Source organism: Bacillus sp. ABR (genome assembly GCF_056172715.1).
The window spans coordinates 1-14,375 of the sequence record NZ_JAOYSL010000003.1 but is presented as its reverse complement, the minus strand read 5'-3'; the positions used below and the strand labels follow the sequence as shown (position 1 = coordinate 14,375).

General features: G+C 44.3%; 13 protein-coding genes. 9 read left to right on the top strand and 4 right to left on the bottom strand.

Features of this window, described 5'->3' with window-relative positions; translation table 11 throughout:
• The first annotated feature begins 25 nt into the window (after positions 1–25).
• The 6 genes from OIT90_RS10165 to OIT90_RS10140 all read left to right on the top strand — a co-directional run bounded on the left by OIT90_RS10165 (position 26) and on the right by OIT90_RS10140 (position 7,754).
• Positions 26–1,159 (top strand): CdaR family transcriptional regulator, encoded by a 1,134-nt coding sequence (locus OIT90_RS10165; protein ID WP_366204823.1) that lies wholly within the window; start codon positions 26–28, stop codon positions 1,157–1,159.
• 78 nt (positions 1,160–1,237) lie between these two features.
• Positions 1,238–2,647: a glycolate oxidase subunit GlcD gene (glcD, locus tag OIT90_RS10160; protein ID WP_474892510.1), complete on the top strand. Its 1,410-nt coding sequence runs from the start codon at positions 1,238–1,240 to the stop codon at positions 2,645–2,647.
• Positions 2,644–3,987, top strand: coding sequence for a (Fe-S)-binding protein (locus OIT90_RS10155; RefSeq protein ID WP_474892509.1), 1,344 nt, complete (start codon positions 2,644–2,646; stop codon positions 3,985–3,987). Before glcD ends, OIT90_RS10155 begins: the two co-directional genes overlap by 4 nt.
• Before the next feature lie 72 nt (positions 3,988–4,059).
• Complete coding sequence (locus OIT90_RS10150; RefSeq protein ID WP_247544723.1) at positions 4,060–5,544, top strand: spore germination protein; 1,485 nt, start codon at positions 4,060–4,062, stop codon at positions 5,542–5,544.
• A 12-nt stretch (positions 5,545–5,556) separates the two neighbouring features.
• Positions 5,557–6,657, top strand: coding sequence for a GerAB/ArcD/ProY family transporter (locus OIT90_RS10145; RefSeq protein WP_474892508.1), 1,101 nt, complete (start codon positions 5,557–5,559; stop codon positions 6,655–6,657).
• Positions 6,654–7,754, top strand: a complete 1,101-nt coding sequence (locus OIT90_RS10140; RefSeq protein ID WP_474892507.1) for a Ger(x)C family spore germination protein — start codon at positions 6,654–6,656, stop codon at positions 7,752–7,754. Before OIT90_RS10145 ends, OIT90_RS10140 begins: the two co-directional genes overlap by 4 nt.
• A 6-nt stretch (positions 7,755–7,760) precedes the next feature.
• Here the strand turns inward: OIT90_RS10140 and OIT90_RS10135 are convergent, their stop codons facing one another.
• On the bottom strand, positions 7,761–8,042 hold the full coding sequence (locus OIT90_RS10135; protein ID WP_338591148.1) for a hypothetical protein: 282 nt from the start codon (positions 8,040–8,042) through the stop codon (positions 7,761–7,763).
• A gap of 89 nt (positions 8,043–8,131) precedes the next feature.
• Positions 8,132–8,362 carry an excisionase family DNA-binding protein gene (locus OIT90_RS10130; protein WP_039179160.1) on the bottom strand — a complete coding sequence of 77 codons (231 nt, stop codon included), beginning with the start codon at positions 8,360–8,362 and terminating at the stop codon, positions 8,132–8,134.
• A gap of 324 nt (positions 8,363–8,686) precedes the next feature.
• Here OIT90_RS10130 and uptA point away from each other — a divergent pair, with 324 nt between their 5' ends.
• Positions 8,687–9,289 (top strand): undecaprenyl phosphate transporter UptA, encoded by a 603-nt coding sequence (uptA, locus tag OIT90_RS10125; protein WP_039179163.1) that lies wholly within the window; start codon positions 8,687–8,689, stop codon positions 9,287–9,289.
• A 38-nt stretch (positions 9,290–9,327) separates the two neighbouring features.
• Here the strand turns inward: uptA and OIT90_RS10120 are convergent, their stop codons facing one another.
• Positions 9,328–10,149 carry a uroporphyrinogen-III synthase gene (locus OIT90_RS10120; RefSeq protein WP_126681952.1) on the bottom strand — a complete coding sequence of 274 codons (822 nt, stop codon included), beginning with the start codon at positions 10,147–10,149 and terminating at the stop codon, positions 9,328–9,330.
• A gap of 142 nt (positions 10,150–10,291) precedes the next feature.
• On the opposite strand from OIT90_RS10120, the gene OIT90_RS10115 reads away from it, so the two are divergent.
• Positions 10,292–10,912: an acetate uptake transporter gene (locus OIT90_RS10115; protein ID WP_024425703.1), complete on the top strand. Its 621-nt coding sequence runs from the start codon at positions 10,292–10,294 to the stop codon at positions 10,910–10,912.
• 38 nt (positions 10,913–10,950) lie between these two features.
• On the opposite strand, the gene OIT90_RS10110 is transcribed toward OIT90_RS10115, so the two are convergent.
• Positions 10,951–11,970: an LLM class flavin-dependent oxidoreductase gene (locus tag OIT90_RS10110; RefSeq protein ID WP_047203393.1), complete on the bottom strand. Its 1,020-nt coding sequence runs from the start codon at positions 11,968–11,970 to the stop codon at positions 10,951–10,953.
• A gap of 173 nt (positions 11,971–12,143) precedes the next feature.
• On the opposite strand from OIT90_RS10110, the gene OIT90_RS10105 reads away from it, so the two are divergent.
• Positions 12,144–14,375: beta strand repeat-containing protein (locus OIT90_RS10105; protein ID WP_474892506.1), on the top strand; the 2,232-nt coding region annotated here is incomplete at its 3' end.

Genomic DNA, 14,375 nt, shown 5'->3' with positions numbered 1-14,375 from the left:
AAGAAACATCTCGGAGGGGTACATTTTGCTCACAATGACACTGGCAGAAAAGATCGTAGACGAAGTGAAAAAGGTGCTGACTGAGGAAATCATCATCGCACAAACGAACGGCACCATCATTGCAGCAACAGATCCAGCGCGCATTGGACAATTTCATGAAGGAGCTTATCTGACATCTTTTGAAGGACAGAAACGAATTCTCACGAAGGATGACCAGCAGCACATGAAAGGCGTCAAAGCTGGCATCAATCTGCCTATTTATTTTAAGCAGGAGGTCATCGGAGTCATTGGGATGACAGGAGATCCTGTACATGTGTCTCCTTTTGGCGAAATATTAAGAAAAATGACCGAGCTGCTTATTCATGAACATGAATTTTTTCAAGAAACCGAAACGGATGAACGTCAGCTCGAAGCGTTTGTATTCGACTGGCTCCATCTTCCAGAGACAGCGATTGATCTCACTGAAAAAGCATCGCGGCTTCAGCTTGATATCAACAAGGAGCGTGCGGTTGTCCTGATCGATTGTCAGGATGAATCGTTTATGAAACAAAATCAATACAAAGAATTAAAGGAAACGCTGCATCTCACTAGTCAGGAGATCATCGTCCGCTGGGGGCATGCCCGCTTTTTGCTCATGCTGCAAACAACAGCAGATGATCGTAAAACACTGCAGCAGCGCCTATTTCACATCCATGCCTCCCTTACGGCGCAGAGCACGCCAGGGGTTTTGATTGGGGCGGGAAAACCAGCAGCTGCTCATTTGATGAAGCAATCCTTTCAACAAGCCTTTCGTGCATTAAAAATGGCACATGCTGATACGCCGATTGTATTTGATGAAGATTTAACGCTTGAACTTTTTATGGAGGAAGTCAGTCAGGAAACAAAGGAAGTGTTTCTTGATCGAACGATCGCCCCTCTTCTCCCCTATCCTGAATTAGTGAAAACATTGCGGGTACTCATGACATCAGATTGCTCATTAAAATATACCGCAGAAGCAATGCATGTTCATATCAATACACTACATTACAGGCTAAAACGAATCCAAGATTTAACGACACTTGATCCAAAGCGCATGCAAGATGCAATGCTTTTTTATTTAGCCTTCATGCTATTAGATCATGATCCAAAAAAACGAAGCGAACAGCCCGATATTTTGTAGAATCGTCCATAGGCATGAGGCGATTCTTTTTTTATACTGAAAGAAACGATACGTCTAATCAGTAGGAGTTGAATGCGCATGTTAAATTCTGAATTTTTAAATCAATTGAAAAAGATTGTTGGTGCGCCTTACGTACAGGACAGTAAAGCCGATCGGCTTGCCTACTCTTATGATGCAACACCAAATTTTCAGCAGATGCCAGATGTCATCGTAAGCCCGCATACGGCTGAGGAAATCCAGCAGATTGTCCGACTCTGCGCCTCATATCATATACCGATCGTGCCAAGAGGATCAGGAACGAACCTTTGTGCAGGTACATGTCCCACACAAGGCGGACTTGTGCTGCTGTTTACAAGAATGAACCAATTAATAGAAATAGATGAAGAAAACCTGACAGCAACGGTGCAGCCTGGTTTGATCACACAGGAACTCATTCGCCAAGTAGAGGCAAAAGGGCTCTTCTATCCACCTGATCCAAGCTCTATGAAAATCTCTACATTAGGCGGAAATATTAATGAAAATTCAGGTGGTCTCCGGGGCTTAAAATATGGCGTGACAAGAGATTATGTACTTGGACTTGAAGTGGTTCTGCCAAACGGTGACATCATTAAAACAGGCGGCAAACTTGCAAAGGACGTGGCCGGGTATGATATGACTCGTTTGTTCGTAGGTTCAGAAGGAACGCTCGGGATTGTTACTGAAGCCACGCTGAAGCTTTTGCCGCTTCCAGAAACAAAACAAACGATGCTTTGCTTATATGAAAGCCTAGAGGAAGCAGCCGCTTCAGTGTCGGCGATTATTGCAGAGCGTATCATCCCCGCCACATTAGAATTTATGGATCAGCCGACCCTGGAAGTCGTTGAAGACTTTGCAAAAATCGGTTTGCCGACGGACGTTCAAGCGGTGCTGTTAATCGAACAGGACGGCCATCCTGAGGCGGTTTCCCGTGATATGCAGAGCATCGCAAGAGTATGCCAGCAGCACGGAGCAAAACGTGTGAATATTGCTCATTCTGAAGAAGAGGCAAATGCCCTTTTAACAGCGAGACGATCCGCTTTATCTGCCCTCGCCCGGTTAAGCCCAACGACCATTTTAGAAGATGCCACAGTCCCTCGGTCTGAAATTGCCAGCATGGTGCGGGCAATCGAAGATATTGCGAAGGAGTACAAAGTGAAAATCTGCACATTCGGTCATGCAGGTGATGGCAATTTGCACCCTACTTGTGCAGCAGATGCAAGAAATGAAGAAGAAATGAAACGGGTGGAGGAAGCCTTTCAGGCCATTTTTGAAAAAGCCGTCTCACTTGGCGGCACCATTACGGGTGAACATGGTGTGGGTCTTATGAAAGCCCCTTACTTGGAACTAAAGGTCAAAAAAGAAGGCATTGCAGCAATGAAAGCGATCAAACAAGCGCTAGACCCAGAAAATATGATGAACCCTGATAAAGTGTTTGGTAAAGCCGCAAGAAAGCGGGTGGTGGTCTCATGAGTTCCTCTAAACAAACAGAGATTCAGCAATCATTTCAGCAGCAAATGGACGAAAAAGAGCTGCTCAATTGCATGCGCTGCGGCTTCTGCCTTCCTTCCTGCCCTACTTATATTGAATCTGGTCAACAAGAAACACACTCTCCCCGCGGCCGAATTGCTTTAATGAAGGCGGTGAGAGACGGCGTCATTGAGCCAGATGAAGATGTCGAGCATTCACTGAATCTTTGTCTTGGCTGCCGTGCATGTGAACCGGTCTGCCCTTCCGGCGTTAAATATGGCCGGTTACTTGAGGATGCAAGAGACATCATTCAGCAGCACAAAAAACAATCCATCCCTGTCAAACTTGTGAGACGTGCAGTATTCAAAGGACTCTTTCCTTCACAAAGCCGAATGCGGCAAGCGGCAGGACTTCTTCGATTTTATCAAACATCTGGTCTGCAAACAGCCGCCCGTAAAACTGGCATGCTGAAGGTGCTTCCACCGCACTTACGCCTGATGGAACAGGCGCTTCCAACGGTGCCGCGTCAACAAAAAAGCCGTTTGTCGGAATATAAAGCCGCAGGCCCAGCTAGAAAACGTGTCGCCTTTTTTACTGGCTGTTTAATGGATACCGTTTTTTCCAGTACAAACGAAGCGACCATCCAGCTTTTGCAGTTGGCAGGCTGTGACGTCATCGTCCCTCCTATTCAGACGTGCTGCGGAGCGCTTCATGGTCATAGCGGAGAAAAAGAGCAAGCGAAACAGCTAGCAAAGCGGAATATTGAAACATTTGAAAAGATAGATGCAGATGCCATAGTCATGAATGCGGGCGGTTGTGGTGCTTTTTTAAGTGATTACGATCATTTGCTTCACGATGATCTGGATTTTCAAAAACGAAGTGAAATCTTCTCAAAGAAAATCACCGATATATCAGACATTTTAGTGGAGCTGGAATTTCACCGCCGTATGCCGCTTGCTTTGCCAGAGCAGGTCATCACCTATCAAGATTCCTGTCATTTGCGGAACGGAATGGGTGTACAGCATGCGCCAAGGGTGCTGATGAAGGCCATTCAAGGCGTATCATTTAAAGAAATGAAGGATTCGGGCCGGTGCTGCGGCTCAGCTGGCATTTACAACATCTTGCAGCCAAAGATGTCGATGCAAATTTTAGATCATAAAATGACAGAAGCAAGGGAAACAAAGGCTGCTGCCATTGTTACATCTAATCCAGGCTGTCAGCTGCAAATGGCAGCAGGCATCAAACGCGCGGAGCACTCGCCGACCATGCGTGCCGTCCATCTAGCTGATTTATTATTAGAAGCCGTTCTATATGGGAAAAAAGCGTCCAGCCCATCAAGCTGAACGCTTTTTTTATGCATATCTTTAGACAATTGGTTGGATAATAGAGGCAAATCGCCGAAGGAGCTGGTTCAAATGCTGAAAAAAAACAAACAACAAAAGGACCCGAATTCAGTATTTGAAGCATTGTCACGTTCTGCTGATTTTACAAATGAGCTGTCTCGAAATGGTGATTTTCTGTATAGGATTTCCTTTTTTCGATCTTTAATTAATGGACATCTTCTACATGAACAAATTCTCCCCTCTCTCAAACAAATGCACCTGACACCTACTCTTGAAGAGCTGAAAGAACAAATTCCCATTGAGCAGGCTGTCATCACGAGCGATCTTCAAAAAGTGGAAGAAGCCCTTCACCGGGGCAGCATTGCCATTAGACTTGAGACAGACTGGGGCAAAACGCTTCTTTTACCGATTGAAGAAAAGAAAGGCAGACAAGTAGGTCCGCCTGAGATTGAATTTGGCATTATCAGTGCACAGGAAGCATTTGTGGAGGTTTTAGATACCAATTTAAATTTGGTCAGGCGGCGGCTGCCGACGCCTAACCTGAAAGTTGAGGAAAAGACGGTTGGTACGCTCTCTCAAACAAAAGTAGCCGTGTTATATATTGAAGAAATCGCTAACCCGGAAAACATCGAAACGGTTCTGCAGCGAATTGAGGACGTTGATTATGATCAGATTTTAGATGCGAATTACCTCGCTCAAATGCTTTATGATGTGTCCAATACGATTTTTCCGTTGTTTTTGAATACAGAAAGACCCGACCGTGTGTCTTCAGGTTTATCAGAAGGGAAAATTGCCATATTAGTGGATGGCTCGCCTCATGTCTTGCTTGCCCCAACTATTTTACTTGAGTATTTTTCCACTATGGAAGACTACAATATGTCGTGGATTGCGGCTTCTTGTTTTAGGCTGTTACGCATATTTGCTGTGATATTTTCCATTTTTGCGACACCTTTATATGTCGCCGTTTTAACCTTTCATTATGAGCTGATCCCAAAGGATTTATTAGAAACCATTGTATCCTCGCGCTATCTTGTTCCATTTCCTCCGATCATTGAGGCACTATTTTTAGAGACTTCGATTGAATTACTAAGAGAAGCAGGGTCAAGGCTCCCAGCTAAAGTCGGTCAGACGCTCGGGATTGTTGGAGGGATTGTCATTGGACAGGCGGCTGTAGCAGCAGGCTTAACGAGCAATATTTTACTCATTATTGTTGCCCTGTCTGCTCTTGCCTCATTTGTCACGCCTATTTACAAAATGGGCAGTACCATTCGGCTGCTGAGATTCCCTTTTTTACTCGCAGCACAGGTTTGGGGCGCATTAGGCATTGCTGTGATGGGATCTTTTCTGCTCACCCATTTAATGAAATTAACTTCAATTGGCCGCCCATATTTAGAGCCTATTTTTCCAATGCGCCTTGCTGATTTAAAGGGCAGTCTGATTCGTCCTCAGCTCCGTTTTTTGAACAAAAGGCCGGAAAATTTACGACCGCAAAATGAAACCATCCATCGCTCTAAGCCAAAGCAAGGCCGCAAGGGGAAAAATGATTTTTATGAATAAGGAAGTGAAGGCATGAGTTCTTCTTCTGTCAAAGAGAAATTTCAAGTATCTCCTTATTTTGTGTTTTTTCTCGTCAATGCCAATCAAGTCGGTGTCAGCATTTTAAACTTTCAAACAAACCTTGTTCGTTCTATCAATAATGATGGATGGATCGCTATTTTGATTTCTGGCATGAGCGTCAATGTGATGATCTTTCTCATGTACTTGATGTTTAAAAAGGCACCTTCGGATGAATTTGGTGATATCACGCAATATGTATTTGGCAAATGGATTGGGCAATTATTCAACATTCTTTATATCTTATATTTTGCTTCTTTGTCGCTGACCGTTCTTATCCATTACATGGATGTGATCCATGTATGGCTGTTTAAAGAAATTCCTGGTCTTTTGTTTGCATCTGTACTGCTGCTGCTTGTGTATTACATTCATACTGGCGGCTTTAGAACCATTGCTGGCTGGGCATTTTTTAGCATTGTACTGACGTATTGGATGACATTTATCTGTTTTTATGCCATGAAATATAGTCACCTTCGTTTCATGTTCCCAATGTTTGATCATACATTTTCGCAAATGCTTGTGGGAGTCAAAGATGCATCCTTATCCATGTTTGGTTTTGGCACGCTGCTTGTCTATTATCCCTTTATTAAACAAGCTCAGACATCTCAAAAATTTGCTCACATGGGGGTATTATTTACGACATGCTTAAACTTGCTCACTTTTCTCGTCTCTATAGCGTATTACTCAAGTGCTCAGCTCAAATTAACAAAATGGCCGACGCTAACGTTAACGAGCATTGTGAAGCTTCCGTTTATCCAGCGCTTTGAATTTATTGAAGTGTCTCTTTGGCTGCTTCTGATCATTCCTAATATCACGATTCCATTATGGGCAGCGAGCCGAATGGCAAAAAAAATGCTTCATACGAGCCAGCGCGTCACGTTCATCGGGCTCAGCATCCTCATTCTGATCATGTTTTCGTTTTTTGCCAGTGCAACTTCTTTTGAAACCTTTAATCAATGGGTGGAATTTAGTGGATTCATTCTGATCTATGGATTGATTATCTGTATGGTCATTGGACTGATGCTGAAAAAAAGGAGGGGGAAAAAACGAGCATGAAACGTTATATACTTACGGGCCTCATGTTGTGTAGTCTTTTGTTAACCAGCTGTGCAGAGCCCCGCCTTTTAGATGAATTAAATATCTCCCAGGCGGCGGGATTTGATTTATTGGAAGATGGAGAAATGAAGGGCTTCTTTGTCTTCCCTGTCTTTAAAAGTCAAGAGCAAGGAAGTTATCAAATATTAAGTGCAAGGTCAAACACCATTAGTAATATTCAATTTCTTGTATCAGAAAAATCGCCTTTTCCAGTCGTCATGGGCCAGGTACTCGTTATTTTAGTCAGTGAAAAGTTAGCAAAAGAAGTCGGCATGATCGATTTAATGAATTATATTTATCGTGATCCTATCATTGGTTCACGCCAAGTGTTTGCAATTGTAGGCGGAGAAGTGGAAGAGTTATTATACACAAAAATGAATCAAACGAACTTAAATATAGGTGTATATCTCTCTGATCTGCTCGCCCAAAATATGCGAAATGGCAATGAACCTGTCACCAATCAGCATATTTTTATGAATCAGATGCTGGCAAAAGGGGTCGATGCATACCTCCCTTACATCAAGAAAACAAACAGTGGCATCAAGATCACAGGAGTCGCTCTGTTTGATCATGAAAAAATGGTCAGTCATATACCTGGAAAAGACACGTTCACATTTAAAGCGATGATTGAAAATCATAAAAATGGCATCTATGAGTTTCAATTGGCAGATCAAGCAAAGACCCATGTCGTCATTGAAAATATCAAATCTCATGTGTCTTACCGAATCAAACCAACGAAAAACCTAACAAAGAAGCCTCATATCATGATTGATATCAAGCTGAAAGGCGAATTAAAAGAATTCATGAAGTCCAAAAAAATTGATAAACCTTCTATATTGGACCATGTTGAAAAAGAAGTAGAAAAACGTGTCGCTCAGCAAGGACAAGACCTTGTTCAATCCTTTAAAAAGCAAAACATAGATCCTCTTGGGCTGGGCCTTAGGTATAGATCAAAAGACAAAGCAGTGACACCAGAAAAATGGAAGAACATTTATCCTGATGCAGATGTACAAGTTAAATGCCACATGAAAATTGTTCAAACGGGAGTCAGCCAATAAAAAGGCTTATTCAAATATGTCTTGTTTGTTCTCCAAGATTTTGGACACTTTCATTTTCACTCGTGGAACATGATCTTTTTGATAATATTCATTTAAAATCTTTTCTACTTCATTTTTATCAGTTTTAAGGATTTTAGGTGAATATTGTTCCACTAGAGCCGGTCTATTCCCTTTTGCACAGGTTGCCATTGTATCTAGTGCAATTAAGCTGAAAGGTCTTCCTTTGTTTAGCCAAGATTTCATTCTCTCCCAGGTTGGGTAGCTCACGGCTGCCAGCCTTACTGCCAATGAATGGTCATTCTGCTTCTTTCAAATAGAGATTATTCTATCTATCACCCACGGCCATTGAGCCATGTTAAATCAATTGAAAAGATATTCTAATCTTCATCCTTTACATCGGGGTCTTCCGGAATCGGTTCATTTAAGATCTCTTGGACGAGCTCTTTATATTGTTCGAGCTGCTTTAAATGCGTTTGAAACTGCCCTTGATAAATAAGATAAGATTCCCCGTCAAATACGTAACGGATCTTTTTTTGCTGGATCAATTTTTCAATATACGCTTCTGATACTTCCAAGTATTCAGCTGTTTCTGCGATTGTTAAATACATGCTTGTGCACCACCCGTTCGTTTCATCTATCAAATTATATCATGATCTGCTGAAAAAACGGATGCAGCCTATTCTCTTTTCTGGTGGCCATTCTTCATATAGCAAGTAGATCGTCTAGATGCCGGCAAATATGGTATGATAAAATCTGCTAGATGAGAGCTTGCCAACATAGATTTGGTGAAAAAGCCAGGTTCAGTGGTGACTCTATGAGCCGCAAGCCATGCTGGCATATATAGAAAGCATACTCATGAGAAAAGCAAAACAAGCATAGGCTCTTATAAGGATGCTTGAAGAAAATTCGTATTTAAAGGCAGAGTGAAATGAATGGGAACCTTTTTTAATGAAATTTTAACCTGGCTGACAAGCCTTGGTTATGTAGGTGTAGCACTAGGGCTGATGATTGAAATCATTCCGAGTGAAATTGTACTTGCCTATGGCGGATATATGGTGTCAACAGGCACAATTGGTTTTGTTGGAGCTGTTATTGCCGGCGTCATCGGTGGTACGCTCGCCCAGTGTTTTATTTACTGGATCGGTCTGTACGGCGGAAGACCTTTTTTAACAAAGTATGGAAAGTATTTATTCATCCATGAACATCATATCGCGACTGCAGAGCGCTGGTTTGACCGGTATGGAACCGGTGTAGTGTTTACCGCGCGCTTTATCCCTGTTGTGCGCCATGCCATCTCGATTCCAGCAGGTATTGCCAAGATGCCTTTTTTGAAATTTGTTTTCTTGACTGGATTAGCTGCCATCCCTTGGTCTATTTTATTTATCTATCTTGGCATGCAGCTTGGGACAAAATGGGATCATATTCAAAGTGTTGCTCATACTTATACAACCCCTATTATGGTCATTGCTATTGTACTGATTGTTCTCTATTTTGTACTCAAAAAAATTCGGACGAATCGAAAACGGACAATTTAACAAAAACGCCTTTCACTGATCTGGTGAAAGGCGTTTTTTTAGGAGTGTGCTGATTGTTTTTTCATATATTGTGATAATTCTATAATCATTGCACCCATTCTCTCAAGTGAAGGGGCAAGAATTCGGTCTATTCCTTCTTCTTTTAAAGCTTCAGCAGTGACTTTTCCAACAGCTACTGCCAGAACGTCCTGCTCGAATAATGCTTGCAATTCTTCTTTTCTGCCCCATTCTGCGGCCAGTTTGAAAAAGGCGTGAACCTGGACAGCGGTTGTAAAACAGACGGCATGAACTTGTCCATCTTTCATTTCTTGCAGAAGCGTTTCAGCAGCCTCTGGTTCAGGTGGTGTGTGCTGATATGGTAAAAGCGGCAAAACATCTGCCCCCTTGTCATGTAAAAACTGAATGAGAGCTGGTGCATTTTCACCATGAAGCTGCACCATCACGCGTTTTCCTTGAAATTCCTTGTTTTCAAGCTTTGAAATCAAGTCACGAACCGTTCCGTCTTCATCAGAGACCTCTGGCTGAATTCCGCGTTTTTTCAACGCAGCAAAGGTTTTGTACCCTCTTGAAGCAATATGGGCATTTGATAGAATGTTCATAAATTCTTTACCAAGCTGCAGCTCTTCTGCACTCTCAATCAATGTATCTGTACCGATGCCTGTCGTCAAGATCACCCAGTCGGCCCCTTGTTTCACAAAGGTTTCTATACCTGGCTTTAATTCCTCTTTGGCTAAAAATACGGTTCCTTGAAGAGAGCGAATGACGGCTTGTCCTCCTTGTTTTTCGACAAGTGTACGCATTTCTTCTGTTTTTCTCGTTCCACAAATGGCAATCGTTTTCCCAGATAAGCCTTTACTCATATTATCCCTCTTTTTCTATCACATTTGATATGTATTAAATATAGATTTATTTGGAAGACGATGCAAGTGTCTACTAAAAAAGAGCTTGACGTTTCTATCGAATTCGAGTATCTTTTGTAAGTGCAAATTGTAGGAGGTCATTATGGAAAAACAGAATGTTCAAGCAATTCGATTATCAATTGCAGACCCAACACCACTTGGTTTGTTTGGTTTAGCAATGGTGACGCTCGTTGCGTCCTCACAAAAACTAGGAATCACAGATGGCACTTCCCTTATTTTACCTTGGGCTATCTTCCTTGGAGGAATCGCGCAGTTGATCGCGTCCATACAAGATTCAAAGCATCATAATATTTTTGGAGCCACTGCTTTTGGCGCATTCGGTCTTTTCTGGATGGGCGTTGGAACGACTTGGCTCATTCAAGCCGGCGTTTTTGGGAAAACGCTTGCGGGAGCAGCAGATCCAAAACAGCTAGGCTTTGCGTTTATTGGTTATTTGATTTTCAGCTTGTTTATGACGATTGGTGCAATGGAAACACATAAAGTGTTATTTTTGATTTTCGTCTTTATTGATTTCTTATTCATTGGTCTTTCCCTTAGCACTTTTGGTGTGATGTACGATGTCACTCATACCATGGCTGGTATTGCAGAATTGATCATTTCCCTGCTTTCATTTTATGGTTCTGCAGCTGTTGTCCTTAATACACATTTTGGCCGTATTGTTCTGCCAATTGGACAACCATTTCGCATTTTTACAAAAGCATAAATAAAAAAGAACTGCTCTGTGCAGTTCTTTTTTTATGTTTAATTTTCTTGTGCCTCTTGAAAGATCTCTCCGATAATTTCATACGAACGCATTCTTTCTTGATGGTCAAACATATCCGAATTAATCATCACTTCATCAGCTTGAGTAGCTTCAATAAAGGCTTCTAATTCTGTTTTCACCTTTTCTTTATCCCCAATGATAGTCGAGCTTAATTGTTCATCCACCATCGCCTTTTCATATGGACTCCAAAGACCGTCCATGCTGTCGACAGGCGCTTTCAGTTTTCCTGGTGTATTGCGAATGAGACTTAAAAACCGCTGATAATGAGAGGTTGCCAAATATTCAGCACGCTCAGTTTGATCTGCAGCAAAAACCGTCACACCAACCATGGCATAAGGCTCTTTTAACACATCAGAAGGTCTAAATGACTGTCTGTACAATTCTAACGCGGGAATTGTATTTTTAGGTGAGAAATGTGCTGCAAAGGCAAATGGCAGTCCAAGTTCTCCTGCAAGTCTGGCGCTAAAACCACTTGAACCAAGGAGCCAAATTGGAATGTCCAGGCCTTCTCCTGGAACAGCTCTTACATGTTTTTTAACCTGACCGGTCGGCTTGAAATATTGCATCAGTTCTTCAAGCTGCTCAGGGAAATCTTCTCCGTTATGAAGATTACGTCTAAGCGCTCTTGCTGTTAACTGATCCGTCCCTGGTGCTCGGCCAAGACCTAAATCAATTCTCCCCGGATACAATGTCTCAAGTGTGCCAAATTGTTCGGCTATGACAAGTGAAGAGTGATTTGGCAGCATAATCCCACCAGATCCTACTCGAATTTTTTCTGTTCCTCCCGCAATATATCCAATTAAAACGGACGTTGCAGAGCTCGCAACCCCTTCCATGTTATGGTGTTCTGCCAGCCAGTATCTATGATAGCCCCACTTCTCCGCCTTTTTTGCTAAATCCATGCTACGATCAAAAGATTCTTTAATGGTGCCTCCTTCTGTCACAGAGGATAAATTTAAAACGGAATAGGCTTTGCCCTGTAAAACTGATTGACTCATAAATGATGTCCCCATTTCTGTCAAATATCATACTATTTTATACTTTCAACACCATAACATAAATTCATGAAAGATTTAAATAATTTGATTCGATGATTTTCGAAATGATGATTTTTTAGGTTTTACTTCCAATTTAAAAATTTGCACATAGAATGAAATATCAATTCTAGGAGATGGGCAATTTGTACAATCAATTCGAACACAAATGTCCCTTTTGCGGTAAATACCATGAACAGCCTCATTACAAAAGATCACGTCATGACCGTCCTCGAAAAAGAGACTGTCCATTCATTAAACAAGAATATATAAAACAAAATATATCTCAAGGGGATCACCCCTGCCAAATTGCAAAAGGAATAAAGCAATTAAAACCAAATCAAAGAGCTGGACCAAGAGGCCCGGCAGGCCCAGCAGGTCCCCCCGGACCAACCGGACCTACTGGACCAGCTGGCGGGTTAACCGGCGCTATTCCTTTTAATCCCTCACAATCACAAGATTACGATGCAGGGCAAGTGGTCACGTTTGATGGCAGTACTTACATTGCCAATGTAGACGCTCCATCAGGAATACCTGGACTCTCCCCCGACTATACCCTTTTGGCTGCTTCTGGAGAAACTGGGCCTACGGGTCCTACTGGGATCGGATTAAGTGGTGTTGAATCCTATGATCCTGTAACGGCACCAACATATTCAGTAGGGCAAGTGGTCACTTATGGTGGGGGTACTTATCTTGTGAATTCTTCACCACCTTCAGGTACGCCAGATACGTCGCCAGATTACACACTTTTAGCAGCACCAGGTGAAACTGGACCTGCAGGTGCTACGGGTATTACTGGAGCTACTGGTTCTACCGGGGCTACAGGTAGCACTGGAGCTACTGGCGCTACGGGTGTCACTGGAGATACCGGTCCTACTGGCGCTACGGGTAGCACTGGAGTTACTGGCTCTACCGGCGCCACGGGTATCACCGGAGCTACTGGCTCTACCGGCGCAACGGGTGTCACTGGAGTTACCGGACCTACTGGCGCTACGGGTAGCACTGGCGTTACCGGACCTACTGGCGTTACGGGTATTACCGGAGCCACTGGTCCTACCGGCGCTACTGGTGTCACTGGAGCTACTGGTCCTACTGGCGCTACGGGTATCACCGGAGCCACTGGCTCTACCGGGGCAACGGGTGTCACTGGAGATACTGGCTCTACCGGGGCAACGGGTGTCACTGGAGTTACCGGACCTACTGGCGCTACGGGTAGCACTGGAGTTACTGGCTCTACCGGGGCAACGGGTGTCACTGGAGATACTGGTCCTACTGGCGCAACGGGTATCACCGGAGCTACTGGTTCTACCGGCGCAACGGGTATCACCGGAGCTACTGGTTCTACTGGCGCTACGGGCAGCACCGGAGATACTGGTCCTACTGGCGTCACAGGTAGCACTGGAGTTACCGGACCTACTGGTATTACCGGTGCTACTGGAGATACGGGCGCCACGGGTAGCACCGGAGCCACTGGTCCTACCGGGGCAACTGGTATTACTGGACCTACTGGTCCTACCGGTGCTACGGGTATCACTGGAGATACTGGTTCTACTGGTGCGACGGGTATTACCGGAGCCACTGGACCTACCGGTGCTACAGGTAGCACTGGAGTTACCGGACCTACCGGTGCTACGGGTAGCACTGGAGATACCGGTCCTACTGGCGCTACGGGTGTCACTGGAGCTACTGGTCCTACTGGCGTAACGGGTATCACTGGAGTTACTGGCTCTACCGGTGCTACGGGTGTCACTGGAGATACCGGACCTACTGGCGCTACGGGTATTACTGGAGATACTGGACCTACTGGCGCTACGGGTAGCACTGGAGATACTGGTTCTACTGGTGCGACGGGTATTACCGGAGCCACTGGTCCTACCGGGGCAACTGGTATTACTGGACCTACTGGTCCTACCGGTGCGACGGGTAGCACTGGAGTTACTGGCTCTACCGGGGCAACGGGTGTCACTGGAGATACTGGTCCTACTGGCGCAACGGGCAGCACCGGAGATACTGGGCCTACTGGCGTCACAGGTATTACTGGACCTACTGGTCCTACTGGTATCACAGGCAGCACCGGAGATACCGGCCCTACTGGCGCAACGGGTGTCACTGGAGATACTGGTCCTACTGGCGTAACGGGTATCACTGGAGTTACTGGCTCTACCGGAGCTACTGGACCTACCGGTGCTACGGGTGTCACTGGAGATACCGGACCTACCGGGGCAACGGGCATCACCGGAGCTACTGGTCCTACTGGCGTAACGGGTAGCACTGGAGTTACTGGCTCTACCGGCGCCACGGGTATCACCGGAGATACTGGGCCTACTGGCGCCACGGGTATCACCGGAGCTACCGGTCCTACTGGCGCC

Bases quoted from the DNA above. Each gene is read 5' to 3' on its own strand.
- OIT90_RS10115 (WP_024425703.1), top strand. From the start codon at position 10,292: ATGGAAAAACAGAATGTTCAAGCAATTCGATTATCAATTGCAGACCCA.
- OIT90_RS10120 (WP_126681952.1), bottom strand. From the start codon at position 10,149: ATGAGTAAAGGCTTATCTGGGAAAACGATTGCCATTTGTGGAACGAGA.
- OIT90_RS10140 (WP_474892507.1), top strand. From the start codon at position 6,654: ATGAAACGTTATATACTTACGGGCCTCATGTTGTGTAGTCTTTTGTTA.
- OIT90_RS10155 (WP_474892509.1), top strand. From the start codon at position 2,644: ATGAGTTCCTCTAAACAAACAGAGATTCAGCAATCATTTCAGCAGCAA.
- OIT90_RS10110 (WP_047203393.1), bottom strand. From the start codon at position 11,970: ATGAGTCAATCAGTTTTACAGGGCAAAGCCTATTCCGTTTTAAATTTA.
- uptA (WP_039179163.1), top strand. From the start codon at position 8,687: ATGGGAACCTTTTTTAATGAAATTTTAACCTGGCTGACAAGCCTTGGT.
- OIT90_RS10130 (WP_039179160.1), bottom strand. From the start codon at position 8,362: ATGTATTTAACAATCGCAGAAACAGCTGAATACTTGGAAGTATCAGAA.
- glcD (WP_474892510.1), top strand. From the start codon at position 1,238: ATGTTAAATTCTGAATTTTTAAATCAATTGAAAAAGATTGTTGGTGCG.
- OIT90_RS10150 (WP_247544723.1), top strand. From the start codon at position 4,060: ATGCTGAAAAAAAACAAACAACAAAAGGACCCGAATTCAGTATTTGAA.
- OIT90_RS10145 (WP_474892508.1), top strand. From the start codon at position 5,557: ATGAGTTCTTCTTCTGTCAAAGAGAAATTTCAAGTATCTCCTTATTTT.